A 26,856-nucleotide genomic window follows, 5' to 3' on the forward strand; every position below is an offset into this window, starting at 1 on the left:
CGGCCGTGATACGCAAAGAAAATATATTTACAGTTCTCGTTACAGAACAGCAAGATATAGCTGTCGCTGAGTAAATTTCATAAAACAGGGATATTTTTCTCTCGAGTTTGCGCCATAATTGCCGCTATGATTGTAGTAACAGTGACTAACGAAATATGGATATATGCTTTATAAAATGAGCGCAACCAAACGGCCCCGGATTATTCACAGCATTTTTCTCTGTACGCTGATGACTGTCACACTGAGCAAGGCACAGGCGAATGCCGCTCCAGTTAAGCCTACCGGAACAGATCAGTCACCACAGGATCTCTATATCCAGGCCCTCGATATGCTCAACGGGGATAACCTGGAAGCGTTTTACCAGCTTAAATCCCGGTTAACCACATACCCTTTGTATCCATATCTTGAACAAAAAGAGCTGGTACACAACTTCGACAATATCGCTCAGCACCACATAAACCTCTACAGCAAAACCTACGAAGGGATTCCCACGGTTTACCCGTTACAACAGAAATGGCTGAATTACCTGGCAGGCAACCAGCGCTGGAAGCAGTATATCTCAGCCTACCGGAACGCTGACGTTAAGAGTGAGCAGTATGAGTGCAACTATCGCAACGCGCTGCTGCAAACAGGCCAGTCCAGCCTTGCGATCAAAGGAATTGAAACCTTATGGAATACCGGCCACTCAATATCTAACGCATGTGATCCCGTGTTTAGCTACTGGATGAGCAACGCTAACGCCCCCTCCGGTAAACTGGCGTATCAGCGCTTCTGGAAAGCAATTGATAAAGGCAATATCAAACTGGCTAAGTATCTGACACGCTTCATAAAACAGAAACAGCAAAGCCAGGCGACAGAGCGCTTCATTGCGGTTCATAATAGCCCCTCTCTGGTTCAAAGCCCGAAATATCTGCCTGGGGACACTACTGCCAGCCGATCAACCTACCTATATGGTATCGACCGCCTTTCAAGAAAAAGCCCTCAGGCAGCAACACAGGTATGGTTAAAGATTGGCTCAACTCTTTCATTCACCCCGGATGATCGCCAAAAACTGGCACGAAACCTTGCCCGACGCCTGACTTACCGGCCTGACCAGCAAACCGACACACTCCTCAGCCAACTCAATCAACCCCATGATGATGAGATTCAGGAGCGCCGCATTATGCTGGCGCTGACCGGCCTAAACTGGAAAAAAGTCCACCAGCTTATTGACCAGTTACCTGCAAAAAACCAGCAGGAAGAGCGCTGGGTCTATTGGAAAACCCTTGCCGCCAGTCATATTGAGGGACTCAAACCCAGCTACTCAGAGGCGTTTACAAAACTCAGCAGGGAACGCAGCTACTATGGCTTACTGGCCGCCCGCACCCTGCAGACTGGTTTTCACCTCAATCCGCAGCAAAACAGAGTTTCAGAAGAAGCGGTTGCACTGCAACAACAACTCCCCGCGATGCGGCGTATGCATGAGCTGTATCAACTGGATGAACGCTACCTCGCCCGCCGGGAGTGGAACCAACTGACCCGCGACTACGATGCCAATCAGTTTCGCACGGCTGCCACAGTTCTGCACCGATGGGGCTGGCACAATATGGCGATCATCGGTGTCGCCCAGGCAAAATACTGGGATGATATTACCCTGCGCTTCCCAATGCCCTATTCGGAAACGTTTTCCGCCCTGGCAGGACAGTACAAGATAGACACCAACTGGGCTCGGGCAATTGCACGCCAGGAAAGCGCCTATCAGCCTTATGCCCGCTCCAGTGTGGGCGCCAGAGGCCTGATGCAACTGATGCCCAAAACAGCCCAATCAACCGCAAAGCATCATAATATCCCGTACAAAAACAGCAGCGACCTGTATCAACCCGAGACCAACATCAATATCGGGGTAGCCTACCTTGCAGAGATGCAGGAAAAGTTCGACAACAATCAGATATATGCTACAGCCGCCTATAATGCAGGCCCCCATCGCGTGAAGCGGTGGCTTGAGCAACGGGGAGCGCTGCCGGTTGATATCTGGATCGAAACCATTCCGTTTAACGAAACCCGCCGTTATGTAATGAACGTCATGGCCTACCACGCGGTTTACAGAACCCTGGCTGGACAGCCGTCGCACATTATTGAGGGACAAACAGCCTTCCGTGTTGCGCTGCAAAATTCAACCGGTGCAACTCAGGCAGAACAGCTGAGAGACTTCATCCGTTTTAATCGCCACTCCACTACAACCCGTTAACAACAGCCTTCCTGATGAACAAAACCCGCTACTCACTGACCGATATCGGCATCAACCTTACTGACTCAGTCTTTGATGCCGACCGTGAAACGGTTATTCAGAGTGCTGAAAGCGCCGGGGTTAAACGAATGCTGATCACCGGAACCACGGCAGCCGAAAGTGAAAAGGCGATCAGCCTGTGCCAACAGCACCCTAACACGCTGTTTTGCACTGCAGGGGTCCACCCCCACTACAGCAAAGAGTTTTCGCCGGCCATCCGGGATACCCTGGCAGCACTGCTTAAACAGCCAGAAGTTCGTGCAGTTGGCGAAACCGGGCTGGACTTTAACCGCAACGTCTCATCCCCTGAGCAACAGATCCGGGCATTTGAACAGCAACTGGAGCTGGCCGCAGAATCGGGTCTGCCTCTGTTTCTACACGAACGGGATGCCCATAACAAACAGATTGAAATGCTCCGGCACGCCAGAGATCACCTGCATGGCGGCGTAGCCCACTGCTTTACCGGCAGCCGTAAAGAGCTTTATAACTACCTCGACCTTGATCTCTATATCGGTATTACCGGCTGGATCTGTGATGAGCGCCGAGGCGGCGAACTATTAGGTCTGGTAAAAGATATTCCAGCTAACCGGCTAATGCTGGAAACCGACGCACCCTACCTCATTCCCCGCAACCTGAACCCTAAGCCCAAAAGCCGCCGTAACCTGCCCGCCTACCTGATACACATCCTCGAACAGGTAGCTCAGGAAAGAGCATGTGATCCGCAAGAGCTGGCCCTGCAGACGGAGGCCAATTGCCAGAGGCTGTTCCGGTTCAATCAGACGAAGGAGGAAGCCGGGCAATAAACCCCCTCACCTCCTCGTGATCAAAAGGCCATCGCAATTCAGCACCACTGGATTCCTCCACCAACACCGGGATCAGCACAGCGTACTTTTCCATCAAGGCATCGTCATAGGCAATATCCACTTCATCCAGCAGGTGTTGCTGAGGATCGAGCGTGTTAATGAGAACTTCTGCAGCGTCATCACACAAATGACAACCAACACTGCTCATGAGTAAAAACTGTCGCATACAGACTCCTATCGCTCTGTCTGCCCCAATATTTGGAAGCTGTTTTGGCCGATTATATCGTATCTGAAGGAATATTTATGGAGAGATACTATTCCCCTGCCACTGAACACTGCGACCGGGGCAAATCGCTGACAGGCGCTATTTCTGCTTAATTACAAAATACTGCAACATATCGGTGATACATTTTCAGCTAACAGGCACAAAGACCCCTGAAAATCTGACTAAAGTAGTGCAATAGAGGCTTGCTGCGCCGCATCAAGTTGTCTATGCTCAGGTACTCTGTTTGAAAAATAGCCGACTCATTCCAGCTCTGCGCATAACTCATCGGCCAATCAGACAGTTATATAATTTTAGCCAGTTATCCACTAGCGGCAGCTCACCAAAGAAGTTTGCACCGCATACTCAAGGTAGGCTTCATCAAGAAGGCAGTTTTATGGAAAATAACAGTAATATCCTCTCCAACCCGCAAGAATTTATTAATTACCTGAATCAGGAAAGCAAGAAGGTTCTGGATATCTACGCTCAGGGTAACAGTGAAGATTTGTTCAAGCAGTTCACCCAGTCCTGGACTGAGCTGGCCGCCCGCTCATTCGAAGACCCCTCAGTATGGGTCCGGGCTATTACTGACTATCAGCAGGCACAAATCAACCTGTGGCAGAACATTCTGACCGGAAAAGCGGTCGACAAGCCGGTTGCTGAGCCACTCAAAGGTGATCGTCGCTTCGCGGCAGAAGAGTGGAGCCAAAATCCGGTCTTCTCCTACATTAAGCAATCCTACCTACTGACGTCCAACCTGCTTAACGACATGGCAGCTAACGCTAAACTCAGCGATAGTGAGCAGAAAAAGCTCGAGTTCTATACTCAGCAATATACTGATGCGATGTCACCTACCAACTTTGCCCTGACCAACCCTGAAGTCTTGCAACAGGCACTTGAAACAAAGGGTCAGAGCTTAGTCGATGGTCTGCAAAATCTGCTGGGTGATGTTGAGAAAGGTCGCATCACCATGACCGATGAAGCCGCATTCACTCTGGGTGAAAACATTGCCACATCGGAAGGTGCTGTTGTTTTCGAAAACGAGATGCTTCAGCTTATTCAGTACAAGCCCTCCACTGAACAGGTTTACAGCCGCCCGACACTAATCGTGCCGCCCTGCATCAACAAGTTTTACATTCTCGATCTGCAGGAACATAACTCCTATGTTAAGTACTGCGTTGATCAGGGCCTGACTGTTTTCCTGATCTCCTGGGTTAACCCAACTGTAGATCAACGCGACCTGGCGTGGGATGACTATGTCGAAAACGGCACCCTGAAAGCGATTGATGCGGTCAAGAAGATCACCGAACAGGATAAGATTAACTGCGTTTCATGGTGTATTGGCGGTACTATTCTGGCCTCCACTCTGGCGGTCATGGCTAAGCGTAAAGATGAATCCGTTGCCTCAGCAACCTTCCTGACTACGTTGACCGACTTTACCGATCCGGGTGACCTGAGCGTATTTATCGATGAGCAGCAGGTAAAACAGCTGACTCAGAAAGTCGATGACGAAGGACTGCTGAACGGTCGTAACCTGGCAACAGCATTCAATATGCTTCGCTCTAATGATCTGGTCTGGTCTTACGTTGTCAACAACTACCTTAAGGGTCAGAATCCGGCACCATTCGATATCCTTTACTGGAACTCGGACTCCACCAACCTGCCGGCTAAGATGTACAATTTCTATATCAACGAGATGTATATCAATAACAAACTGGCCCAGCCGGGCGGCCTCACTATCTGCGGCGAATCGATTGACCTTCGCGATATCAAGATTCCGGTTTACTTCCTCTCCACGATTGAAGACCACATCGCTCCATGGAAAGGCACCTTCAAAGGTACTGAGATGATGCAGGGTAAAATTGAATTCGTACTGGGCGCCAGCGGACACGTTGCCGGCGTCATCAACCCGGCCTCGAAGAACCGCCGCAACTACTGGACTGGCGGGGAACTCGGACAAGGCCCTGATCACTGGCTGGAAACCGCTGAGCGCCAGGAAGGCAGCTGGTGGCCAAACTGGACTAAGTGGCTGAAGCCAAAAGCGGGTAAGAAAGTCGATGCACCCAAAGAGTTGGGCAATGCAGAACTCAAAGTCATTGAACCGGCTCCGGGACGTTATGTTACCAGCCGCGTTGACTAATTTGCCTGACCACCGATAATAAGCCGGGGCCTGTGCCCCGGTTTTTTTTCATTCCCGCTTCCTTGACCTGTGATCTGACACCCTTTGAAACCACATTCTTCACTCTCTTTTCAGGAGAGTCGTCATATTCTGGCACTGGCTATTCCAATCCTTATAGCTGAACTGTCACAAGCAGCAATGGGGTTTGTTGATACGCTGATGGCTGCTCGCTATGGTGCAGAAGACCTTGCTGCCGTTGCACTTGGATCGGGTATCTGGCTGCCCGTAGTTATCTCTCTGGGCGGTCTGTTGATGGCGGTCACCCCCATGGTAGCCAATCATGCGGGCAGCGATCAGTTACGCAGAACCCGGTTGATATTTCATCAGGGGGTTCTGATCGCCCTTTTAGCGGGCATTGCAGCCTGGCTGATCCTACGAAACATGGCCCCGGTTCTTGACCTTATGCAGGTAACCGGCAGCCTGAAAGAGAAAACCCTGGGTTATCTTGATGCGCTTTCCTGGGGCATACCTGGCATGCTGCTTTATCAGGGGGCCCGCAGTTATTCAGAAGGACTGGGGAAAACCAAGCCACTGATGAAGATAGGCCTGTTCGCTCTGCTCTGCAACATCCCGCTTAACTACCTGCTAATCTACGGCAAACTGGGTTTTCCTGAGCTGGGTGGCGTTGGTTGCGGCTGGGCCACAACGATAGTGATGTGGATTATGGCGTTAACAACCGGTTGCTACCTTCACTACTCCCGCCACTTTCGCAGCCTCTTTCTGATCTCTCTGCCAAGACCCAGAGCAAAATACTTCCTCACCATTCTTAAAATCGGCGTGCCTATCGGCTTTACCCTGCTGATCGAAGTCAGCATGTTTACGGTTATCGCCCTGCTGATTGCCCGACTGGGGGAAAATGTCATTGCCGCCCACCAGATAACGCTGAGCTTTACCGGCATGGTCTTTATGATCCCCCTCAGCATATCTTTGGCACTAACCATCCGAATCGGGCAGTTTATCGGGAGCAAGGATCCCGTCGGCGCAACCATCACGGCCCGCAATGGCTATGCCATTGTCTGCTGCAGTTCCGTTATCTCCTGCTCACTGATCGCATTGCTATCCGTTCAGATAGCCTCTCTGTACAGCAGCGACAGCGATATAGTTCAGCTCGCCAGCAGCCTGCTGCTGATTGCAGCGATTTTTCAGATTCCCGATGCCATCCAGGTCGCCAGTGCAGGCATCTTAAGAGGACACAAAGATACCGCCGTGCCACTAATGATCGTGTTCACGGCCTACTGGCTGATCGGTCTGCCTTTAGGTTACGTCCTCGGCCTCACCGACATCATCATACCCGCAACGGGTGCCCGGGGGTTCTGGCTGGGAATGGTCGCCGGACTGTCAGTGGGCGCTATACTGTTATTACTGCGCTATCTGACTATTAAATCAAAATGCAATATAGCTACCGGCTCCTGATAATCCTGATCGCCACAGCGCTGCTGCAGGGCTGCGATCAGCGCCCTGCTGAATCGATGCTGGAACGGTACAGCAACCGGGTCGCTAACAGCCTGGACAGTGATACCGAACTGGATCTTAATATACCGCTTCAGTTGCCCCCATACCCCCGCCGCCGGGAACGTATACAGCCTGTGACAGACCTGCGCCAGGGACTCATTGAAGTTCTTAACCTGCGCCACTGCCAACTCATCAACCTAATCGCTGAGCGCAACAGCTCACTGGGCAAGGTGATGCCTCCCTCGCGACAAGTGGTGTATGAGATCCGGCTACTTTTCCGCCTGGGCCGCTGCCAGCAAACCCTGAAGCAGCCCCAGGCAGAGGCCGATCCTCAGCTGATCCGACAGATTGAAGATATTTTTCAGATCAAAAAAGCCAGCTTCGAAGCCGCGCTCTGGAATGGAATATTTACCAGCGAAGCAATGGAGCGAAACTTTTCATTGTCAGAGCCTCCGCTTGCTCTGACCGACGATGATGGCTTCAGCCAGAGCCGTCAGGCCCTGCTCATATTTAACCAACTGGCGGCCCTGAATAATGCTACCGCCTCATTTCAGCCAGAATGGCCTGAACCGGACTATCTTGATCAGCTTGAACCCCACTACCAGGCCCTGTCCGTGCTGCGTTTTGGCAGTCGCTGGCTGCGATCCCTCTATCTGATCACCTACACCCTCGACCACACTGCCCGGGTAATTGAACAGAGACTCGAACAACGACCACTCTGCTTCAACAATAGGGCGACGCCACAAGCACTGATCGTGAAAAACGTTTTCAACAAATACTATGCGGGAGAACTACAGCCCTACATGGCCAGGATAGACCGGGAAGGCCGGGAGTGGCTGCAACTGAACCATAGCCTGCTGCAGAACTTTAATGATATCCCCGCTGCCATGCAGCGCTATCAAAGCCTGATACTCGACCCGGACGGCCCTCTGTGGCAGAACTACACGTCAGCAAGAGAGCGTCATACTAAAGCGTGGCAACAACTCCTCAGCCAGTGCAACCTGATGCCCGGTACATGATCACCCGGTTAACACCATTTTGAGTAGCTAACAAAGAAGTTGCCAGGCGGTCTGTGAAACAATAAAGTTACCTTTATTTTTCAGCGGTTAACTGTGTCCAGAGACGTTCATTACAGACCCCGACACTCGCTTGCAGGCCATTTTTTTAATAGCCTGAGCGTGGTTACGGGCCTGATTCTGCTATCGCTGGCTTATACCCTCACCGCAGCCCCCGAATTCAATATTTTGATGCCCGAAGCCCAGATCAAGACGCTGGGGCAGAAGTATGGAGAGATGGCTGAACGACGGCTGCAAAGCTGGCAAAACCTGATTAAAGAGATCGGCAACCTCGAGGACGAGGAAAAACTTACCCGGGTTAACGATTTTTTTAACCAGATGAACTTTGTCGATGACATTGATCACTGGCATAAAAAAGATTACTGGGCCAGCCCGGTAGAGTTTCTGATCACTAACGGCGGCGACTGCGAAGACTTCTCTATTGCTAAATACTACACCCTGCGTCAGGTCGGTATTCCGATAGAAAAACTCAGCATAGCCTATGTTAAAGCACTCAGACTGAATCAGGCACATATGGTACTGACCTACTATGCCACGCCAAAATCAACACCACTGATACTGGATAATCTGATAGCCGAGATAAAACCCGCAAACCGGCGCCCGGACCTGCAACACGTTTACAGTTTTAACGGTGACAATCTGTGGCTGTCAAAAAAAGGCCGCCGCAGTACACTGGTCGGCACCTCCGATCAGCTGAAGCCCTGGGTACAATTACAGTCACGAATGGAAAATCAGGATTACTAACCTGATGAATGAGCAGATGAGGAATCGAAAATGTCTATCGTTAATCAGTTAATGGCCGCCGTGTTAGCCGTACTGATCGGATTGGCTTCCGGCACGGTTTATCTGATGTCAGATAGCTCAAAGGAGATGCTGGTCCATCAGCTCGAGTCCCATGGTCAGGATACAGCGACCCACCTTGGTCTCTATCTGGCGCCTTATATGGCAGCCGGGGATACCGCCGCAATTGAAACCACCGTTAACGCAATATTCGACAGTGGCTTCTATCAACAGATCCGGGTGGTGGATGCAGACAACAAACCGCTGTTCGTTAAAAGTACCACTGCACAGATCAGTGACAGTGTACCCGAGTGGTTCATCCACCTGGTGGAGATCACCCCACCCGAGATGACGCGGGAGATTACTAACCAGTGGCAGAAAGCCGGCACAATTTTTGTCCGCAGCCGGGCGGGCTATGCCTATGAACAGCTGTGGCGGGGTACGGAACAAACCTTTGTCTGGTTTGTAATCCTCTCCCTATTGAGCATCGTATTTATAAGCCTGCTGATGCGTTACATACTCAACCCGCTGAAAGGGGTCGAAGAGCAGGCTCAGGCCCTGTCTCAACAAAAATATATTGAGCAAAGCCTGATACCCGGAACCCGCGAACTAAAGCAGGTGGTTTTGGCGATGAATATGATGGTACGACGGGTACGCACCATGTTTGACGAGCAGGCGAAACACATTGAAGAGATACGCCGTGCCGCATATCAGGACGACCTGACAGGACTGGCCAATCAGCGGGCAAGCTTCTCTCAATTGAATGAACGCATCGATTATCGACGGGATTTCGGCCATGGCCATCTGATTCACCTGCAACTGGCCGATCTTCAGCAACTGAATAATCAACTAGGAATAGAGAAAGCGAATAACTTTATTCGCGCCTGTGCCGATCAACTGAGCGAACTGGCCCGACTAACCGAAAATCCGGTTATCGGCCGCATCAGCATTTCCGAGTTTATTTTACTCACTGACATTACCAATCCTGATCAGTTAGAAAAAGAGTTAGACAAACTGGTCACCAACCTGACAGAGGTCTATCAGCAACTTAACAACAGCGCCGAGCACGTACCATTCTTTATTGGCGTTGCAGCTTATACCGAACAGAGCAGCTCCAAAGAACTGCTTGTTAACGCCCGCCAGGCCAATGAAAAAGCTCGCCAGGATAACACCTCCATTTATTACAACAACACTGGCAACACCGTGGGACAAAGTAGCTGGCACCAACATGTCAGCAACAGGATTGTCAGCGGGGATATATTCCTCCAGTGTCAGCCGGTTAAACACATTTCAGACAGCCAGAACACTATCCATGATGAGGTTTACGCCCGAATACTGAACCAGGATAACCTGCCCTGCATGGCAGGAGAGTTTATCAGTGTGGTAAAACAGTTAAATCTGATGGCTGCACTGGACAGATCGGTACTTAATTTCGCAATCAAGCGTCTGCTGGAAAAGCCTGATCTGATTCTGGGTGTCAATCTGAGCAATGAATCGGTCCGCGATTCTGATTTTTGCGACTGGCTGATCAGCACAGCAACAACCCTGCCCCGGCCAGAACAGCTGTGCATCGAAATCAACGAAACATCAGTTCTGAATAACCTCAACCAGGTAACTCTGTTCCGCGACCAGTTAAAACAAGCGGGTATCCGGTTTGGTGTCGACAATTTCGGCATCAACCCTGCTGGATTTAGCTATCTTTACACCGTTCATCCTGATTATATTAAAATCGACGGCTCCCTGATCAGGGAACTGGATAACTGCGCTGAAGACCGCTTCTTTGTCAGAAGCCTGGTAACCGTAGCCCACAGTCTGGATATAAAAGCCTATGCGGAACATGTCGAGCGGGACACTCAACTTAGCGCTCTGCATCAGCTGGAAGTTGACGGAGCGCAGGGCTGGATTTACGGCAAACCGGAGCAACTCTGAGAACCTCCTGAATAAGCTGACCGACACAAAAAAACCGCCAATTGGCGGTTTTTTTTAAATAATTCAAGCCTCTTAACCCCGTTTGGTTAACAGCATCTCAAGCTTGTTGTTAAGGCGATCTTCTTTCTCCTTAACCTTCTGCTTCGCCTTCTCTTCCTGCTGTTTCTGCTGACGTAGCTTATTAATCTCTTTCAGCTGTTGTTTTGCATGTTCAGCTTCAGATTCGGTGACTGTACCTGCAGGCTGGCCATCCAGACCGATCCGGTCAGCCCCCTCTTTCAGGCTACGGAAGTAATACGGAGAGCGTACATAAGACGCCAGCGCCCGTTTAATCTTATTCTTCGCTAATTTTTCATCAGCAATCAGATCTTCCTGAATCCCAATCTTCAATGGCCGCATACTTTCCCGATTAAACACTTCAGGATAAGCATCACACAGCAGTTGCAGAGCAGCCTGGTTAGCGGCCCGGTTTTTTGAACGGGTTCGGGATTTAGATTTATCCGTAGTTTCTGTTGCTGTCACAGTAAGTTTCTCTCAACCATTTATCTAACGGCCCTCTGGGCCTGTTTAAAAATATAATTCCTGAACCCGGGTAAGCAGAACTACTCCCCTTTACGGATCAGGTAAAAAAAACAATTATCTTCCATTTTCTGGTCAATCAGTTCATGCCCCAGAAAAGTACAAAATTTAGGCACATCGCGCTGAGTTGATGGATCGGTTGCGGTTAACTGCAACACCTCTCCAATAGCCATTTCACGAACTTTGTTGTGCAACAGCATTACCGGTTCCGGACAGAACAGGCCGGTTGCATCCATTACCTGATCCGCTTTAACTTCAACCATCTACTCCACCTCGACTACATCGGGAGACATATTGTCGCAAATTCAGAGGTATAGAAAAACCCATCTTTTTATCTGATAACATTTTACCCGCTTCAAGAGTGCTATTATATTGAAATAAATGAAAATAATTTTATTCCGTTAAGGGAGAGCAAAGATGATTCGAGTACTCATAGAGCGCCATATCGCCGATGATCTTGCTGAACACTACGAAAAAGCAGCCCGGAATACACTGCAGATGGCCATGCAAGCGCATGGTTTTATCTCCGGAGAGTCATTAAAAAATAGTAATGACCCTAACCACCGGGTAGTCATGGCAACATTCCGCACGATACAGGACTGGCAACGCTGGCACTCGTCTGAAGAACGCAAGCAGATCATGGAAGCGATTATGCCAATGCTGGAAACTGAAGAGAAGGTCACCATTCTGGAACACTGACAGAACGGGCGGACAAAGCCCTCAGACGAAGAAGACTGAGGGTCTCTGAACAGCGCATCAGACGCTGTTAGCTGCGCTGATCTGACAGGCGCACATGCACCGTAATCTCTTCCCGATCATGATACAGGTGCTTTGCTGCGATACGGTAACCGATCCCGGCACCCTCTAAGCTCTGCTGCAAATACTCCAGACAACTTTTCACTTCCGGGTAGCGCTGCTTCATCGGCAATTTTAGATTAAAAATCGTTTCGCGACACCAGCCTTCAACAAGCCACTGAGTCATCAGTTTTATAACCCGGGTAGGTTTATCAACAATATCGCATACCATCCAGTCACAAGGCTTATGCGGCTGATAAGTGAATGCATCTTCGGTCAGGTGTTTAACCTGACCGGTTTCCATCAGTGAATCAGCCATCGGCCCATTATCAATCGCCGTGACAAACATATTCTGATTCACCAGTTGCCAGGTCCACCCGCCCGGCGCAGCCCCCAGATCAACTGCCCGCTTTCCACTACTAATATACTGATGCCATTGCTGCTCGGGAATAAACCAGTGCCATGCTTCTTCCAGCTTCAGAGTAGAACGACTAGGAGCCTGATTGGGAAATTTCAGCCGCATAATACCCATTGGCCAGGGCGCAGAGTTGGCCAGCGGCGCATAACCGATATAGAAACTACTGCCTGAAAGGGCAAAAATATGCAGTCGGTTAGCAGCTTTGCGAAGCAATACCCCCTGTTTTCGCAAAACCTGACTAAAGGCCGAACCAAAGCTGTTACAGAACCGCTGCATCTCACGTCCCTCAGTAGTATCAGCAGGCTCCACCCATAGCTCACTGCACTCTGGCAATCCGCTAACGTGACCGATAAGTGACCCTATCCGGTCTTCAGTATTAACTGATTCTACCAATGGCAGACATGCAATCCACTGACGTACAAAGATCAGATCATGAAACCGCAACGTCTCGACCGCCAGAGAAGCGCCGTCAGGCTGATGGCTGATAAACAGCGCATAACCACTGTTTTCTTCAAGCTTACAGTAACCAAAGATACCCTGTTGCTCACACAACTCCCGCACTTCGGCCGCGCATTCTTTCTCGAAGCCCGGGCGGCAATAGAGTAAAAGGTGATTCACAGAACAGTACCTCAATTATGGCAGTTAATAATTTTCAGCGTGGATTCTACTGCATCTGCGATATGTTCGTCCTGAGTAATTCCGGATATTTTTCTCGGTTTCAGATCATGATCACCATCATCGAGCCACTGAAGTGTCACAGAAGCGGAAAGCCGGTACTCCTCAACCACCTCTTTTCGTCCCATGCTGTCGCGACTGCCCTGAAAAACATGAACCGGATTCGTAACAGTGATCAGGTGCTCGATTCTGGGGCGATCCTGCTTTCCGGGCGGATAAAACGGATAACCGTAAACAAAGCACCCTGCCACAGCGGGATGATCCGCCAGCATAGAAGCCATCCGTCCGCCCATTGATTTACCCGCCAGCCAGAGCGGCCGGTCTGTATCACTGAATTGTTCAATCAGATGAGTAAAGTACTCAAGCAATTTTGGTTGCCGGTCCGGGGGACGTTTCTTGCCGTCAATCCGGCGTTGCTGCATATAGGGAAATTCAAACCGGATAACCTCTACTCCGCCCGCAGCAAGACCACTTGCCACTTGAGCCATAAACAGGCTATCCATCGGTGCACCGGCACCATGAGCCAGCAATATACGGGCCTTTTCAGCCCGGCCTTCAATAATCATTCGTCACGCTCCGATCAGAAATACAGCTAATTATGCGACAAACCAGACTTGATCCATATCAAGAAAAGCCAAATTAGTAACTTTTGATACTGGCTTGAGCAACTTCAACCTTCGACAAAAACAGTACTAAATAACAATAGATGTAAACATATTAAAACCACAAACAAGATATTAGCTGTTTAAATTCAATCACTTGCACTAAATAAATTTACATAAATGAGTTTTATTTGCGACATTATCATCCATTTTGCACTGCGGCAGTATGTCGCAACTAATACCGTTGACGCATTGAAATGTGGTCGCTGTTTCCACATAATAGCCAGCGGAAATTTACTTTCTAAACCTTTCTAATAGCTTGTTGATGAGAGCCTGATATGAGCACAGCAGCTGAACACCCAACCTACAATTACAAGGTGGTGCGTCAATTCGCCATCATGACAGTGGTATGGGGCATCGTCGGAATGGCCGTGGGCGTGTTAATCGCATCCCAGTTAGTATGGCCTGCACTAAACTTTGATACTCCTTGGTTGACTTTCGGACGTCTTCGCCCGTTACACACCAACGCAGTTATCTTTGCATTCGGAGGCTGCGCACTGTTCGCTACCTCTTATTACGTCGTACAGCGTACGAGCCAAACCCGCCTGATCTCTGATAAGCTGGCCGCCTTTACTTTCTGGGGCTGGCAGCTGGTTATTCTGAGTGCAGCGATCACTCTGCCACTGGGTCTGACCTCTTCAAAAGAGTATGCAGAACTGGAATGGCCAATTGACCTGCTGATCACTGTTGTCTGGGTTGCCTACGCTATCGTGTTCCTGGGTACTGTGAAGATGCGTAAGACATCGCACATCTACGTGGGTAACTGGTTCTACATGGGCTTCATCCTGACAGTTGCAGTACTGCACATTGTTAACAGTGCAGCGATGCCTGTAACGCTGTTCAAGTCTTACTCTGTTTACCCGGGTGCAGTTGATGCAATGGTACAGTGGTGGTATGGCCACAACGCGGTAGGTTTCTTCCTGACTGCGGGCTTCCTGGGCATGATGTACTACTTCGTACCTAAGCAGGCTGAGCGTCCAATCTACTCTTACCGTCTGTCGGTCGTTCACTTCTGGGCTCTGATAGCAACCTACATGTGGGCGGGTGGTCACCACCTGCACTACACGTCTCTGCCTGACTTCGCTCAGACTCTGGGCATGGTTATGTCTCTGATTCTGCTGGCACCTTCATGGGGCGGTATGATCAACGGTATGATGACGCTGTCCGGTGCATGGCACAAACTGCGCACCGACCCGATCCTGCGCTTCCTGGTTGTGTCTCTGTCCTTCTATGGCATGTCGACCTTCGAAGGCCCGATGATGGCTATCAAAACCGTAAACGCTCTGTCCCACTACACTGACTGGACTATCGGTCACGTACATGCGGGTGCACTGGGCTGGGTTGCGATGATCTCTATCGGTGCGGTTTACCACATGATTCCTAAGCTCTGGGGTAAAACTCAGATGGCCAGTGTTGCGTTGATTAACACACACTTCTGGCTGGCCACTATCGGTACAGTTATGTATATCTGTGCGATGTGGGTTAACGGTATCCTGCAAGGTCTGATGTGGCGTGCAGTGAATGAAGACGGCACCCTGACCTACAGCTTCGTTGAAGCACTTGAAGCAAGCCATCCCGGCTATATAGTGCGCGCTATTGGTGGTGCATTCTTCCTGGCCGGTATGCTGCTGATGGCATACAACGTCTGGCAGACTGTACGTAAAGGCAGCACAGCTCCTGTAGCTGACGCATCTGCGCAGACAGCTTAAGGATCAGAGGAGCACATAACATGATCAAACATGAAACGATTGAAAAGAACATTGGCCTGATGATCCTGCTGATCATTCTGGTGATCAGTGGCGGTGGTCTTGCTGAAATCGTACCTCTGTTCTTTACCGAAGCGACGACCAAGCCAATTCAAGGCCTGCGGACGTATACTCCGCTGGAACTGGAAGGCCGGGACATTTTTATCCGCGAGGGCTGCAATGTATGCCACTCTCAGCAGATTCGTCCTTTCCGTGCAGAGACTGAGCGTTACGGTCACTACTCAACCTCCAATGAAGGCGTATGGGAGCATCCGTTCCTGTGGGGCTCTAAACGTACTGGTCCTGACCTGGCCCGTGTCGGTGGTCGTTATAGTAATGACTGGCACCGTGCACACCTGTACAACCCGCGCGATGTAGTTCCTGAGTCTAAGATGCCCGCTTATCCATGGCTGTTTGAAAACAAACTGTCTGGTGAAGATACGGCTGCCAAGATGCGTGTTCTGGCTAAACTGGGTGTTCCATACACCGAGGAAGAAGCCGCTAAAGCTCGTGAGCAGGTAGAAGGCAAGGCTGAAATCGACGCCGTGGTCTCTTACTTGCAAGCACTTGGTAAAACCCACTCTCAATACACCAATAAGCGGTAATTCGAGTGAGCTACGAAGTTTATGGCCCATATCTGCCAGCATTGATGCTGATCACCTTTATCGGATTGTTTATCTGGGTGCTTTTGCCGGGTAACAAAAAGAGATTCGACGAGGCGTCACAACTGCCTTTTGCGGATGAGGATGAAAGCCCTGCAGAGACAGATACGACCAATAACGGGAGAAATGAAAAATGAGTGCTTTTTGGAATATATGGGTATGGTCGATTACCCTGGTCGTAATTCTGGGGTGTACCTGGTTGCTGCTTGCCACACGTAAGGGCGAGACGCACAAGGAAGCCACAGAAGAAACGCTTGGTCACACCTTCGATGGCATCGAAGAGTATGACAACCCCCTTCCTGGCTGGTGGTTTCAGATGTTTGTTGCCACAATAATTTTTGGCATTGCCTATCTCGGTCTCTACGGCCTGGCTAACGTAAAAGGTTTTTACGGCTGGTCTTCTGCAGGTCAGTATGAAGAAGAGATGGCTCACGCTGAAGAGGTTTACAAGCCTGTATTTGCGAAATACGCAGCAATGTCCATCGAAGACCTGCAGGCTCAGCCTGACGGTCTGAAAATTGGTCAGCGTATGTTTGCAAACAACTGCTCACTGTGTCACGGCGCTACCGGTGCTGGTGCACACGGCTTCCCTAACCTGACCGATGGTGACTGGCTGTACGGTGGCGCACCTGCGACTATCAAGCAAACTATTACCAATGGCCGCCAGGGCGCTATGCCTGCCTGGGGTCCGGTTCTGGGTGAAGAAGGCGTGCGCGATGTAACAAGCTATGTCTTGTCACTGAGCGGTGCAGAGCACGATGCTGAAATGGCTGTCCGTGGTCAGCAACAGTTCCAGGCTCTGTGTACTGCATGTCATGGTGCAGATGGTAAAGGCGTCCAGGCGCTGGGTGCACCAAACCTGACCGACAATATCTGGTTGTATGGCGGCTCTTTCGCGCAGATCAGCCACACAATCCGTACGGGTCGTAATGGTGTTATGCCTGCACACAAAGATCTGCTGAGCGACGATAAGATTACTCTGATCACCGCTTACGTTTACAGCCTGTCTAACAAGTAAGGCTTAGATCAATAATAAAGGCGATATGATGCAAGTCATATCGCCTTTTTTTGTACTGCCGCTTAAATACTGCATCAAACCGGGTATAATATTCAAATTCACTAATGAACCTTAAATCTAATGGTTTTGGTGTTGGTATTTCGACTACTTGATGGTGAGGAATGGTATGAATCAAATACCAGTTAAGGATGTGACTCCAAAGGGCAATAAAGGCGATGATAACTACGACCTGTATGCCAAACGTGAGCATATCTATGTAAAGTACTACAAAGGGCTCTTTAAGAACCTGAGGACTATCTCCGGCTTTTTAATGCTGGCAATGTTTTACGGCTTTTCCTGGATTCAATGGGATGGCCATCAGGCTGTTTTATTTGATCTGCCAAGCCGGCAATTCCATGTATTTGGTTTCACTTTCTGGCCCCAGGATTTCATGCTGCTCTCCTGGCTGCTGATCATCCTTGCCTTTACCCTGTTCTTTGTCACCGTGTTTGCGGGTCGCCTCTGGTGTGGTTACGCCTGCCCTCAATTTGTCTGGACCTGGTTTTACATCTGGGCAGAGCGTGTCACTGAAGGTGATCGCAATCAGAGAATGCGGATGGACAAAGCCGGCTGGAGTGGCGAAAAAATCGCACGCAAAACAGCTAAACATACTATTTGGGCGATAATCGCTGCCGCCTCAGCTATCGCATTTGTCGGCTATTTCACGCCGATTCGCGAACTGATCCCCTCCGTACTCTCCTGGGATCTGGGCCCCTGGGAAACCTGGTGGATAGGCTTTCTGACAGTAGCAACCTATGCCAATGCTGGCTGGATGCGGGAACAGGTCTGTATATACATGTGCCCTTATGCCCGCTTCCAGAGCGTCATGTTTGACCAGGACACACTGGTAATCTCCTATGATAATATCCGCGGAGAAAATCGTGGCAAGCGTAAAAAGGGGGCCGATTACAAGGCAGAAGGACTGGGCGACTGCATCGACTGTGATAACTGTGTCCATGTCTGCCCGGTCGGTATCGATATCCGTGACGGACTGCAATATGAATGTGTTGCCTGCGGCGCCTGTGTCGATGTCTGTGATGATATCATGGACCGTATGGGTTATGAGCGAGGCCTGATTCGCTATACCACCGAACACGCTCTGGAGGGTGGCAAAACCCATATCCTACGGCCACGACTGATCGGTTACTTTATTGCTATCTGCGCGATGTTCATCGCTTTCAGTTACACCCTCTATAGCCGGGTGCCACTTGAAGTGGACATTATTCGTGACCGGGGTCAACTATATGTTCAAGCCTCAAACGGTATGATTGAAAACGTATATACTCTCAAACTCGCCAATAAGTCGCAGACTGATCACCGTTTCAGCATCGATGTCACTGGCATAGAGGGAATTACAATGGCAGGTGACCGCGAAGTCCTGATACGTACAGGCGAACTGCTGGAACACCCTATCAGCCTTCAGGCAGACCCCCGCTTCCTTGAACGTCCGAACTACGATATTACCTTTCGGGTTCAGGCGCTGGATGATGAGAGTATTCTGGTGGAAGAGGACAATCGCTTTATTAGCCCTGTGAAACGCTAAGCAAAGCCTACCCTCCCCCATTTGACTGAGTTAGAATAGCTGCCGGATTCACCTCCGTGCAGCTATTTCTTTTTTAAGGAAACATATGACTGATCAACAAATCGGACCCTGGTTTAAACAGCCCTGGCTGTGGTTTATTCTTGCCCCGCTGATTGCAACCGTCCTCTACTCCACCGTGTACATTACAGCATCGATTGTTACTAACGATGGGGTGGTACTTGAGGAATACACCAAAAAGGCTAAAGCGTTCCACAAAGACAACCGGCTTAATGAAGCTGCCCAGCAACTTGGACTGAGTGCAACACTGAGATTTGACACGATGACCAGTGATATTAATCTGGAACTGATCAGTGCCAAAGGAGAGCCGTTACCAGAACAGCTGCAACTCACCCTTGGTCACCCAACCAAAGCCAGCCTTGATATCAATATCACACTGCACCAACTTAAACCGGGCCACTATGCCGGCGAGCTGAATAACTCGCTCAAGGGCGATAAGAAACTTATCATCAGCCCGGTAAACAAGGAGTGGCAGCTGGTAAAAGAAGCTGAACCACCTTACGACCAGACTAACTTCACATTTGGCAATTTGTAATCGGTGATGAATGCCTCTGAAGGTAATCTGCACGAACATCGTGACTGCTTTCACTGCGGTCTCGATATCCCTGCAGGCAGCCAGTTCTTTACCATTATAGGCGGACAAGCACGTCAGATGTGCTGTCCGGGCTGCCAGGCAGTTGCCCAGGTCATCGCTGATGGCGGCCTGGAAAATTATTACAAACACCGCACCTCCGAAGCCTCGTCGCCTGAATCTGTCAGCGCCAGCGAGCAGTTGCAGGCGGAGTTCGAGCTTTATAACCATCCCAGTGTACAGCAGCACTTTGTTGCCGAACTGGAGGATGGCAGCAAACAGGCAACACTGGTTATCGAAGGGATCACCTGCGCCGCCTGTGTCTGGCTGCTTGAGCATCATATCAGTTCACTCGAAGGGGTAATGGTTGCCAGCGTCAACCTGACTAATCATCGTGCCCGGGTGCAGTGGGATGAACAGAAGATCCATCTCAGCGACATCTTTATAGCGATGCACAGTATCGGCTATCAGGGACACCCCTATCACCCTGACAAAGAAGAACAACTGCTGGAACAGGAGACTAAACAGGCAATGCGCAGACTGGGCATTGCCGGGGTCTTTACCATGCAGATTATGATGCTCGCCGTGGCCCTTTACACCGGCGCCGGAGCAAGCCTCGAAGCCGATAATGAAAACTTTATACGCTGGGCCAGCCTGGCATTAGCAACACCGGTGGTTTTTTATGCCTCAAGACCTTTCTTTCTGGCGGCGCTGCGAGACCTCCGAACCCGCCATCTGACGATGGATCTGCCGGTATCAATCGCAATCGGCGGAGCCTATATAGCCAGCATCTGGGCGACTGTCACCGCCAGCGGCGAAGTCTATTACGACTCTGTCAGCATGTTCACCTTCTTCCTGCTGATCGGCCGATTCCTGGAGATGAAAGCCCGTCACAGAACCGGGAAAGCGGGCAACGCACTACTCAACCTGCTACCGGCCAGCGCAATCCTCTATACCGATGAAGGTGAAAAAATTGTTGCCGCAAATGAGCTGCAGCAGGGCAACCGGATTCTGGTGAAGCCCGGCCATACGATCCCCGCTGACGGCATCATTATCAAGGGCAACAGCAGCATCGATGAGTCTGCGCTCACCGGCGAGTACCTGCCCCTGACTAAGCGCGCAGGGGACCGGGTCGTTGGCGGCACCATCAATGTTGAGAATCCGATCGATCTTGAAGTCACTCAGGTCGGCGCAAGCTCGCAGCTATCTTCTATTGTGCGCCTGCTGGAACGGGCCCATGAAGAGAAACCCAAAGTAGCCCGACTGGCGGACGCGGTGTCCGGTTATTTTGTCACTGCGGTGCTCATCGTTGCGACCTCCGTCGGACTGGTATGGTGGCAGATAAACCCCGATCACGCCTTCTGGGTGACTCTCTCGGTTCTGGTTGTTACCTGCCCATGTGCGCTGTCACTGGCGACCCCGACGGCACTGACAGCGGCCACAGGAACCTTGCGCCAACACGGTTTACTGATTACCCGGGGCCATGTTCTGGAAAGCCTGGCCAGGGCGACCCATATTGTCTTCGATAAAACCGGTACCCTGACAGAGGGCAATCTGTCGCTGCAGAGCACTACCCCGCTCTCTTCACTGACCGCTCAGGAGTGCCTCGAGATTGCCGCTTCGCTGGAAGCCCACTCAGAACATCCTATCGCACAGGCGTTCCACCGCATCAGTCAGTTAAATCAGGTTAATGCCGCAGAGGAACTCAATAATCATGTAGGCCAGGGACTGGAAGGCTGTATTGACGGTCAGCGCTACTTTATCGGAAAACCCCGTTTCGCCAGTCAGTTCTGCGACAAACAGCTGGATTTCGCCGACGCACCCGACAGCCAGGGGCAATGGCTTCTGCTTGCCAGTGAAACTGAACCACTGGCCTGGTTTGGACTGAATGACCCGGCCCGCAAGCAAGCGGCCAGCATGGTTCAACAGTTACAAAAGATGGGGCTTGAGGTACAGATGCTCACCGGTGACAGTTCTGCCGCCGTTGAACATATCGCCCGGCAGCTGAAGATCGATACCGTGATCTCCGGTGTCAGTCCGGAACAAAAACTGCAGCATATCCAACAGCTTCAGGATAACGGTGCTCAGTTGGTGATGGTCGGTGACGGCATTAATGATATCCCGGTACTGGCCGGAGCCCAGACATCAATTGCAATGGGCTCAGCCACTGATCTGGCGAAAACCAATGCCGATGCCGTACTCATCTCCAGCGAGCTGATGCGCCTGCCACAGGCGTTGCGACTGGCTAAACGTACTCGCGCGAATATCCGCCAGAATCTTGGCTGGGCAATTCTCTATAACCTGATAGCCCTGCCACTGGCTGCTGCCGGTATGATCGCTCCATGGATGGCGGCTATCGGTATGTCCGCCAGCTCACTGGTAGTGGTAGGTAACGCCCTGCGCCTGACTAAACTTGACCGGTCGGATCGGTTAGAATAGCTATAACAACCTGAGTGAAGTATTGCTATGTCAATTATCTACCTGCTTATTCCAATCGCCATTGCCCTTGCAGGCGTTGCGATCTGGGGCTTTTTCTGGTCGGTTAACAATGGTCAGTTAGACGACCTCGAATCTCCCGCCCACAGTATTTTATATGACGATGATGAGCACCTGATCCCCGACGACGCCAAGCCGCCAAAGTCTGTAGAAAAACAGTAATGACAGAACCGTTATCGGCTCTCACTGCCCTGCTCCTGGGGCTATTGGGAAGCGCCCACTGCCTGGGCATGTGTGGTGGAATATCCAGTGCAGTCGCCATGGGTATTGATCGGAAAAACCAGCAACCGGTGTTGCTGTTGCTCGGATTCAATGTTGGCCGTATCGCCAGTTATACCCTTGCCGGAGCTCTGCTCGGCAGCATTGGCTGGCTGATCCGTTCACCGGAAGTGGCTCTTTTTTTACGCTGCTTTGCGGGCGTAATCCTTATTTTAATGGGACTCTATGTCGCGCAAATCTGGAAAGCTCTGGCCTATTTAGAAAAGCAGGGCAATCTGCTTTGGCGGCATATCCAGCCCCTCAGCCGGCAACTTTTACCGGTGCGCAACCCGCTTCAGGCTGTCGCGCTTGGAGCCCTCTGGGGATGGCTACCCTGCGGCCTGATATACAGCACACTGATCTGGAGCGCCACGGCCAGCGACTGGCAAACCTCGGCCCTGCTGATGGCCTGTTTTGGGCTGGGAACGATACCGGCGATGCTGGCTACCGGACTGCTGGCCAGCCAGGTTCAGTCGCTACTGAAAAACCGTAAAGCCCAGACGATTGCCGGGCTACTGATTATACTGTTCGGCCTGTACACCATCCCCTGGCGGGGACTGGTTTCAGGCCTTACTTGATAAACATCAATACCGGTTCGGTTAAAATCACTATAATCGGGCCTTTGCAGTAAAAGTGAGAAATGTTGTGACGCAGAATAATCTGATTAAATGGGATCTCGACCTGATCCGCCGCTATGATCTGTCTGGCCCCCGGTATACCTCTTACCCTACTGCGATTCAGTTTGATCCTGAACTTTCTGCTACCGACCTGGTAAGCACCGGCCAGCGAACAGCCGATCATAGCGCACCGTTATCACTCTATGTTCACATCCCCTTCTGTGCCCATGTTTGTTACTACTGCGCCTGTAATAAGGTGATCACCCGTAACCGTAAAAAAGCTCAGCCCTATCTCGATACTCTGTATAAAGAGATGGCTCAACTGTCAGAGTGGTATGCAGACGACCGCACCGTTGAACAGCTTCACTTTGGTGGTGGCACGCCAACCTTCATCAGCAACGGGCAGATGATCGAACTGATGCAGAAGCTGCGCGATAACTTCAAACTGCTGGATGATGATTCCGGAGACTACTCTATCGAGATAGATCCCCGCGAAGTGGATCACGAAATGCTCAAAGTACTGCGCGAGATCGGTTTTAACCGGGTCAGCTTTGGGGTTCAGGATATCGAGCTTAAAGTTCAACAGGCAGTCAACCGGGTTCAGCCAGTAGAAGAGATCGCTGACGTACTGCATGAAGCCCGTCGTCTCGGGTTTCGTTCAATCAATATTGATCTGATCTACGGTCTGCCACACCAGACCCTGGAGAGCTTTACCAAAACGCTGGACACCATTATCGAGCTGAGTCCCGACCGGCTGTCAGTGTTCAACTATGCCCATATGCCGGACCGGTTCCGCTCCCAGAGCCATATCAAAGCTGAAGACCTGCCCAGTCCGGAAACCAAGCTGGCGATCCTGGAAACCACCATCAGCAAACTGTGTGACGCAGGCTATGTTTATATCGGTATGGATCACTTTGCCAAGCCGGATGATGAGCTGGCACTGGCCCAGCAAAGCGGCAAACTCCACCGCAACTTCCAGGGGTATACCACTCACAGTGATTGTGACCTGGTCGCGATGGGCGTCTCGTCTATCAGCCAGATCGGTGACGTTTACTACCAGAATGAGCATGATATGAGCGCCTACACCGGGGCCGTTGAAGATCACCACTATGCCATTAAACGCGGTGTTACACTGACCCGGGATGACCGGATCCGACGTGCCGTTATCACCCAGTTAATCTGTCACTTTCAGCTACAGATGGAAGACTTTGAACAACAGTTCGATATCCGCTTCAGTGAATATTTTGCTGATGAGTTACAGGAACTGGATAGATTTACCGGTGACGGACTGATTATTCTGACTGAAAAAAGTATCGAAGTAACTCCCGCCGGACGACTGCTGATCCGCCGTATCTGTATGGCATTTGATGCCTATATACCCAAGCAGCAACCGACCAAAGGGTTCTCCCGTATCATTTGATACGGGAAATACTTCACCCGGTTGGCAATTTAGTAGATAATTACCCGCAGGCAAAGTCTAATATCACAATGAAAACAGGACATAGTTATGGGCAACCATAAGGCATCTGAAGGGAAACTTCACAGCTTAAGGCAGGTTCATTGCAACACTTGTAGTCTCAGTTCATTATGTCTGCCCGTGTCTCTGGATATGACAGAGATGGACCGGCTGGACGATATTATCGACAAGAGCCGGCCGTTGAAAAAAGGTGAACATCTGTTTCATCAGGGTGAACCGTTCTCCTCGGTTTATGCCATTCGTGCCGGCACAATAAAAACATACACCCTCACCAATGAAGGAGAGGAGCAGATAACCGGCTTCTACTTCCCGGGTGAAATGGTGGGCATGAGCGGTTTCGACAGTGAGCAATACCCTGTTTCCGCGAAAATGCTGGAAACCACCACCGTCTGTGAAATACCGTTCGAGCGACTCGACGAACTATCGGGTCAGATGCCTGAGCTACGGCGTCAGATACTACGAACGCTGAGCAAAGAGATACGCGATGATCAGCAGATGATGCTGTTACTCAGTAAGAAGAATGCGGAGCAGCGGGTCGCGACGTTCCTGGTCAAGCTCTCCACCCGCTATAAAGCACGTGGTTACTCGGCTTCCCAATTCCGCCTGTCTATGTCAAGAAATGAGATCGGTAACTACCTCGGGCTGGCAGTCGAGACCGTCAGCCGCATCTTCACCCGCTTCCAGAAGATGGAGTTAGTCCGTGTTGATGGCAAAGAGATAGAGCTGAGCAACCTGGAAGAGATCTACAACCTGTCCGGCGAATCTCATGATGCCGACTACAGCGAAGACAAGTCCTGTCCGCACGCATGATCTTCTGTTTGAATTGAAAAATACCCGCGGTAGGCGGGTATTATTTTTATAGCCCTAGTGTTTTAAGGTAACCCTGATGAGTTTCGATGAATGTTATATCAAGTCCGTAATGCGCACGATACCGGACTGGCCAGAACCCGGAGTAATGTTCAGAGATATAACCCCACTGTTTAAAGACCCTAAAGCGTTGCGAATGATTGCAGATTCTTTCATTCAGCGCTATATCGATACTGAAGTGACACATATTGCCAGTATCGACGCCCGCGGTTTCCTGTTTGGCTCCATTATGGCCTATCAGTTAAATATTCCACTGGTGCTGGTGCGTAAAAAAGGCAAGCTTCCCGGTAAAACCATCCATCGTGAATATGCGCTTGAGTATGGTACTGCCGCAGTGGAGATGCAGGTCGATGCGGTCTCTGAAGGCGATAAAGTGCTGATCTTTGACGATCTGATCGCAACGGGGGGAACCATTCTGGCAGCCAGCACTATCATTAAAGAGCTCGGTGCAGAGGTTTACGAAGCGGCGGCACTGATCGACCTGCCTGACCTGCATGGCTCTGAACTGATTCAGCAAGCAGGCATTCCGGTCTATACCCTGCTGGCTTACGAAGGCCTCTGATCTCCCGGAGGGAGCTATGCACCCATAGCCCCCTGACCCATCACTTTCGCGCTGACTACCGACTATCGGTTAACCGGTCAGCGCATGTCGGTTATCGCTTTACAATAGCCACTCTTTTTTTATCTGTTATTAAGGGCTCATCTTATGTGGTTCAAAAATGCCATCTTTTACCGTTTCACTCAGCCATTTAGCTATACCCCCGAAGCCCTTGAAGAGAAGCTCAGTGAGAAAGCCTTTACCCCCTGCGGCAGCCAGGAACTGAGCCGCTTTGGCTGGGTCAGCCCCAGCGGCGGACTGTCTGATATGCTGGTGCATGCAGGCAACGGTTTCATGCTTATCGCGGCCCAGAAAGAGGACAAGATCATCCCTTCTCAGGTTATCCGTCAGCAACTGGATAACCGGGTGAAAGTGATCGAAGACGAACAGGCACGAAAAGTTTATAAGAAAGAGAAGGATCAGCTTAAAGATGAGATAGTTCTGGACCTGCTGCCCCGCGCATTCAGTAAATTCCAGACAACCTGGGCGCTGCTTGCTCCGCAACATAATCTGTTAATTGTCGATGCCAGCAGCCACAAACGGGCAGAAGAGCTGCTCAGTCATCTGCGCAGCCTGCTGGGTTCCCTGCCAGTTGTTCTGCCGGATGTTAACCAGTCGCCCTCTGCTGTCATGTCTAACTGGCTGGAGCAGCCTGGCGAGCGTTACACAGGCCTGGAACCGATGGATGAGTGCGAACTCAGAGACAGCGCGGTAGAGACCGGCATCATCCGCTGCAAAGGCCAGGATCTCGATAGCGATGAAATACGCCATCACCTGGAAGCTGGCAAACGGGTGGTTAAGCTGGCACTGGAGTGGCAGGAAAGCATCAACTTTATCCTCCAGGATGACCTGTGCATAAAGCGTATTAAGTTGTCAGATCAGCTGAAAGAGAAACTCGATCAGGACAGCCCCGATGAGGCGTTTGCCCAGTTTGATGCCGAGTTTGTGCAGATGTCACTGGAAATGACCCGTCTGATTCCGGCACTAACAGAAGCGTTTGGCGGTGAAGCTCAGCGCCCCTGAATAGTTAAC

At 50.7% G+C, this 26,856-nt stretch carries 26 protein-coding genes; 21 read left to right on the top strand and 5 right to left on the bottom strand.

Going from position 1 to position 26,856, the window contains the following annotated elements; translation table 11 throughout:
- Positions 1 to 175 precede the first annotated feature (175 nt).
- Positions 176 to 2,227 (top strand): transglycosylase SLT domain-containing protein, encoded by a 2,052-nt coding sequence (locus KDX31_09975; GenBank protein ID UTW01708.1) that lies wholly within the window; start codon positions 176 to 178, stop codon positions 2,225 to 2,227.
- Positions 2,228 to 2,241: 14 nt separating this feature from the next.
- On the top strand, positions 2,242 to 3,069 hold the full coding sequence (locus KDX31_09980) for a TatD family hydrolase (GenBank protein ID UTW01709.1): 828 nt from the start codon (positions 2,242 to 2,244) through the stop codon (positions 3,067 to 3,069).
- Here the strand turns inward: KDX31_09980 and KDX31_09985 are convergent.
- Positions 3,038 to 3,295: a glutaredoxin family protein gene (locus tag KDX31_09985; protein UTW01710.1), complete on the bottom strand. Its 258-nt coding sequence runs from the start codon at positions 3,293 to 3,295 to the stop codon at positions 3,038 to 3,040. The genes KDX31_09980 and KDX31_09985 overlap by 32 nt on opposite strands.
- 433 nt (positions 3,296 to 3,728) lie before the next feature.
- On the opposite strand from KDX31_09985, the gene phaC reads away from it, so the two are divergent.
- The 5 genes from phaC to KDX31_10010 all read left to right on the top strand — a co-directional run bounded on the left by phaC (position 3,729) and on the right by KDX31_10010 (position 10,747).
- Positions 3,729 to 5,471 carry a class I poly(R)-hydroxyalkanoic acid synthase gene (phaC, locus tag KDX31_09990; protein ID UTW01711.1) on the top strand — a complete coding sequence of 581 codons (1,743 nt, stop codon included), beginning with the start codon at positions 3,729 to 3,731 and terminating at the stop codon, positions 5,469 to 5,471.
- Positions 5,472 to 5,555: 84 nt separating this feature from the next.
- Positions 5,556 to 6,923, top strand: a complete 1,368-nt coding sequence (locus KDX31_09995; protein ID UTW01712.1) for an MATE family efflux transporter — start codon at positions 5,556 to 5,558, stop codon at positions 6,921 to 6,923.
- The gene (locus KDX31_10000) at positions 6,899 to 7,981 is read left to right on the top strand and encodes a DUF3080 family protein (GenBank protein UTW01713.1); all 1,083 of its coding nucleotides are present in this window, start codon (positions 6,899 to 6,901) and stop codon (positions 7,979 to 7,981) included. Before KDX31_09995 ends, KDX31_10000 begins: the two co-directional genes overlap by 25 nt.
- Before the next feature lie 228 nt (positions 7,982 to 8,209).
- A complete protein-coding gene (locus KDX31_10005; GenBank protein ID UTW05362.1) occupies positions 8,210 to 8,782 on the top strand; it encodes a transglutaminase-like cysteine peptidase in 573 nt (190 codons plus the stop codon).
- Positions 8,783 to 8,812: 30 nt separating this feature from the next.
- A complete protein-coding gene (locus KDX31_10010) occupies positions 8,813 to 10,747 on the top strand; it encodes an EAL domain-containing protein (protein ID UTW01714.1) in 1,935 nt (644 codons plus the stop codon).
- 72 nt (positions 10,748 to 10,819) lie between these two features.
- Here KDX31_10010 and KDX31_10015 read toward each other — a convergent pair whose 3' ends face one another.
- Positions 10,820 to 11,269 (bottom strand): ProQ/FinO family protein, encoded by a 450-nt coding sequence (locus KDX31_10015; protein UTW01715.1) that lies wholly within the window; start codon positions 11,267 to 11,269, stop codon positions 10,820 to 10,822.
- Positions 11,270 to 11,349: 80 nt separating this feature from the next.
- Positions 11,350 to 11,589 (bottom strand): sulfurtransferase TusA, encoded by a 240-nt coding sequence (gene tusA / locus KDX31_10020; GenBank protein ID UTW01716.1) that lies wholly within the window; start codon positions 11,587 to 11,589, stop codon positions 11,350 to 11,352.
- Between the two features lie 154 nt (positions 11,590 to 11,743).
- On the opposite strand from tusA, the gene KDX31_10025 reads away from it, so the two are divergent.
- Positions 11,744 to 12,025, top strand: coding sequence for an antibiotic biosynthesis monooxygenase (locus KDX31_10025; GenBank protein UTW01717.1), 282 nt, complete (start codon positions 11,744 to 11,746; stop codon positions 12,023 to 12,025).
- A 67-nt stretch (positions 12,026 to 12,092) separates the two neighbouring features.
- On the opposite strand, the gene rlmM is transcribed toward KDX31_10025, so the two are convergent.
- Together rlmM and KDX31_10035 are read right to left on the bottom strand one after the other, a co-directional pair.
- Positions 12,093 to 13,157 carry a 23S rRNA (cytidine(2498)-2'-O)-methyltransferase RlmM gene (rlmM, locus tag KDX31_10030; protein ID UTW01718.1) on the bottom strand — a complete coding sequence of 355 codons (1,065 nt, stop codon included), beginning with the start codon at positions 13,155 to 13,157 and terminating at the stop codon, positions 12,093 to 12,095.
- 11 nt (positions 13,158 to 13,168) lie between these two features.
- A complete protein-coding gene (locus KDX31_10035) occupies positions 13,169 to 13,780 on the bottom strand; it encodes an alpha/beta fold hydrolase (GenBank protein ID UTW01719.1) in 612 nt (203 codons plus the stop codon).
- 374 nt (positions 13,781 to 14,154) lie between these two features.
- On the opposite strand from KDX31_10035, the gene ccoN reads away from it, so the two are divergent.
- The 13 genes from ccoN to rdgC all read left to right on the top strand — a co-directional run bounded on the left by ccoN (position 14,155) and on the right by rdgC (position 26,847).
- Positions 14,155 to 15,585 (top strand): cytochrome-c oxidase, cbb3-type subunit I, encoded by a 1,431-nt coding sequence (gene ccoN / locus KDX31_10040; GenBank protein UTW01720.1) that lies wholly within the window; start codon positions 14,155 to 14,157, stop codon positions 15,583 to 15,585.
- Positions 15,586 to 15,608: 23 nt separating this feature from the next.
- The gene (gene ccoO / locus KDX31_10045) at positions 15,609 to 16,226 is read left to right on the top strand and encodes a cytochrome-c oxidase, cbb3-type subunit II (GenBank protein ID UTW05363.1); all 618 of its coding nucleotides are present in this window, start codon (positions 15,609 to 15,611) and stop codon (positions 16,224 to 16,226) included.
- 5 nt (positions 16,227 to 16,231) lie between these two features.
- Positions 16,232 to 16,420, top strand: coding sequence for a cbb3-type cytochrome c oxidase subunit 3 (locus KDX31_10050; protein UTW01721.1), 189 nt, complete (start codon positions 16,232 to 16,234; stop codon positions 16,418 to 16,420).
- Entirely contained in the window at positions 16,417 to 17,301 is an 885-nt protein-coding gene (gene ccoP / locus KDX31_10055) for a cytochrome-c oxidase, cbb3-type subunit III (GenBank protein UTW01722.1), read from the top strand. The genes KDX31_10050 and ccoP overlap by 4 nt, the downstream gene beginning before the upstream one ends.
- Before the next feature lie 166 nt (positions 17,302 to 17,467).
- The gene (ccoG, locus tag KDX31_10060) at positions 17,468 to 18,883 is read left to right on the top strand and encodes a cytochrome c oxidase accessory protein CcoG (GenBank protein UTW01723.1); all 1,416 of its coding nucleotides are present in this window, start codon (positions 17,468 to 17,470) and stop codon (positions 18,881 to 18,883) included.
- Positions 18,884 to 18,968: 85 nt separating this feature from the next.
- A complete protein-coding gene (locus KDX31_10065) occupies positions 18,969 to 19,475 on the top strand; it encodes a FixH family protein (GenBank protein ID UTW01724.1) in 507 nt (168 codons plus the stop codon).
- A 6-nt stretch (positions 19,476 to 19,481) separates the two neighbouring features.
- Positions 19,482 to 21,950, top strand: a complete 2,469-nt coding sequence (locus tag KDX31_10070; GenBank protein UTW01725.1) for a heavy metal translocating P-type ATPase — start codon at positions 19,482 to 19,484, stop codon at positions 21,948 to 21,950.
- A 27-nt stretch (positions 21,951 to 21,977) separates the two neighbouring features.
- On the top strand, positions 21,978 to 22,169 hold the full coding sequence (ccoS, locus tag KDX31_10075) for a cbb3-type cytochrome oxidase assembly protein CcoS (GenBank protein UTW01726.1): 192 nt from the start codon (positions 21,978 to 21,980) through the stop codon (positions 22,167 to 22,169).
- Entirely contained in the window at positions 22,169 to 22,843 is a 675-nt protein-coding gene (locus KDX31_10080; protein UTW01727.1) for a sulfite exporter TauE/SafE family protein, read from the top strand. The genes ccoS and KDX31_10080 overlap by 1 nt, the downstream gene beginning before the upstream one ends.
- Before the next feature lie 67 nt (positions 22,844 to 22,910).
- A complete protein-coding gene (gene hemN / locus KDX31_10085; protein ID UTW01728.1) occupies positions 22,911 to 24,302 on the top strand; it encodes an oxygen-independent coproporphyrinogen III oxidase in 1,392 nt (463 codons plus the stop codon).
- 87 nt (positions 24,303 to 24,389) lie between these two features.
- The gene (gene fnr, locus KDX31_10090) at positions 24,390 to 25,169 is read left to right on the top strand and encodes a fumarate/nitrate reduction transcriptional regulator Fnr (protein ID UTW01729.1); all 780 of its coding nucleotides are present in this window, start codon (positions 24,390 to 24,392) and stop codon (positions 25,167 to 25,169) included.
- A gap of 76 nt (positions 25,170 to 25,245) precedes the next feature.
- On the top strand, positions 25,246 to 25,788 hold the full coding sequence (locus tag KDX31_10095; protein ID UTW01730.1) for an adenine phosphoribosyltransferase: 543 nt from the start codon (positions 25,246 to 25,248) through the stop codon (positions 25,786 to 25,788).
- A gap of 144 nt (positions 25,789 to 25,932) precedes the next feature.
- Complete coding sequence (gene rdgC, locus KDX31_10100; GenBank protein UTW01731.1) at positions 25,933 to 26,847, top strand: recombination-associated protein RdgC; 915 nt, start codon at positions 25,933 to 25,935, stop codon at positions 26,845 to 26,847.
- Positions 26,848 to 26,856: the final 9 nt, after the last annotated feature.

This window comes from Amphritea atlantica (genome assembly GCA_024397875.1).
Lineage (GTDB): Bacteria > Pseudomonadota > Gammaproteobacteria > Pseudomonadales > Balneatricaceae > Amphritea > Amphritea atlantica_B.

Bases quoted from the DNA above. Each gene is read 5' to 3' on its own strand.
- KDX31_09975 (UTW01708.1), top strand. From the start codon at position 176: ATGAGCGCAACCAAACGGCCCCGGATTATTCACAGCATTTTTCTCTGT.
- KDX31_09980 (UTW01709.1), top strand. From the start codon at position 2,242: ATGAACAAAACCCGCTACTCACTGACCGATATCGGCATCAACCTTACT.
- KDX31_09985 (UTW01710.1), bottom strand. From the start codon at position 3,295: ATGCGACAGTTTTTACTCATGAGCAGTGTTGGTTGTCATTTGTGTGAT.
- phaC (UTW01711.1), top strand. From the start codon at position 3,729: ATGGAAAATAACAGTAATATCCTCTCCAACCCGCAAGAATTTATTAAT.
- KDX31_10000 (UTW01713.1), top strand. From the start codon at position 6,899: ATGCAATATAGCTACCGGCTCCTGATAATCCTGATCGCCACAGCGCTG.
- KDX31_10005 (UTW05362.1), top strand. From the start codon at position 8,210: ATGCCCGAAGCCCAGATCAAGACGCTGGGGCAGAAGTATGGAGAGATG.
- KDX31_10010 (UTW01714.1), top strand. From the start codon at position 8,813: ATGTCTATCGTTAATCAGTTAATGGCCGCCGTGTTAGCCGTACTGATC.
- tusA (UTW01716.1), bottom strand. From the start codon at position 11,589: ATGGTTGAAGTTAAAGCGGATCAGGTAATGGATGCAACCGGCCTGTTC.
- KDX31_10025 (UTW01717.1), top strand. From the start codon at position 11,744: ATGATTCGAGTACTCATAGAGCGCCATATCGCCGATGATCTTGCTGAA.
- KDX31_10035 (UTW01719.1), bottom strand. From the start codon at position 13,780: ATGATTATTGAAGGCCGGGCTGAAAAGGCCCGTATATTGCTGGCTCAT.
- ccoN (UTW01720.1), top strand. From the start codon at position 14,155: ATGAGCACAGCAGCTGAACACCCAACCTACAATTACAAGGTGGTGCGT.
- ccoP (UTW01722.1), top strand. From the start codon at position 16,417: ATGAGTGCTTTTTGGAATATATGGGTATGGTCGATTACCCTGGTCGTA.
- ccoG (UTW01723.1), top strand. From the start codon at position 17,468: ATGAATCAAATACCAGTTAAGGATGTGACTCCAAAGGGCAATAAAGGC.
- KDX31_10065 (UTW01724.1), top strand. From the start codon at position 18,969: ATGACTGATCAACAAATCGGACCCTGGTTTAAACAGCCCTGGCTGTGG.
- KDX31_10070 (UTW01725.1), top strand. From the start codon at position 19,482: ATGAATGCCTCTGAAGGTAATCTGCACGAACATCGTGACTGCTTTCAC.
- ccoS (UTW01726.1), top strand. From the start codon at position 21,978: ATGTCAATTATCTACCTGCTTATTCCAATCGCCATTGCCCTTGCAGGC.
- KDX31_10080 (UTW01727.1), top strand. From the start codon at position 22,169: ATGACAGAACCGTTATCGGCTCTCACTGCCCTGCTCCTGGGGCTATTG.
- fnr (UTW01729.1), top strand. From the start codon at position 24,390: ATGGGCAACCATAAGGCATCTGAAGGGAAACTTCACAGCTTAAGGCAG.
- KDX31_10095 (UTW01730.1), top strand. From the start codon at position 25,246: ATGAGTTTCGATGAATGTTATATCAAGTCCGTAATGCGCACGATACCG.
- rdgC (UTW01731.1), top strand. From the start codon at position 25,933: ATGTGGTTCAAAAATGCCATCTTTTACCGTTTCACTCAGCCATTTAGC.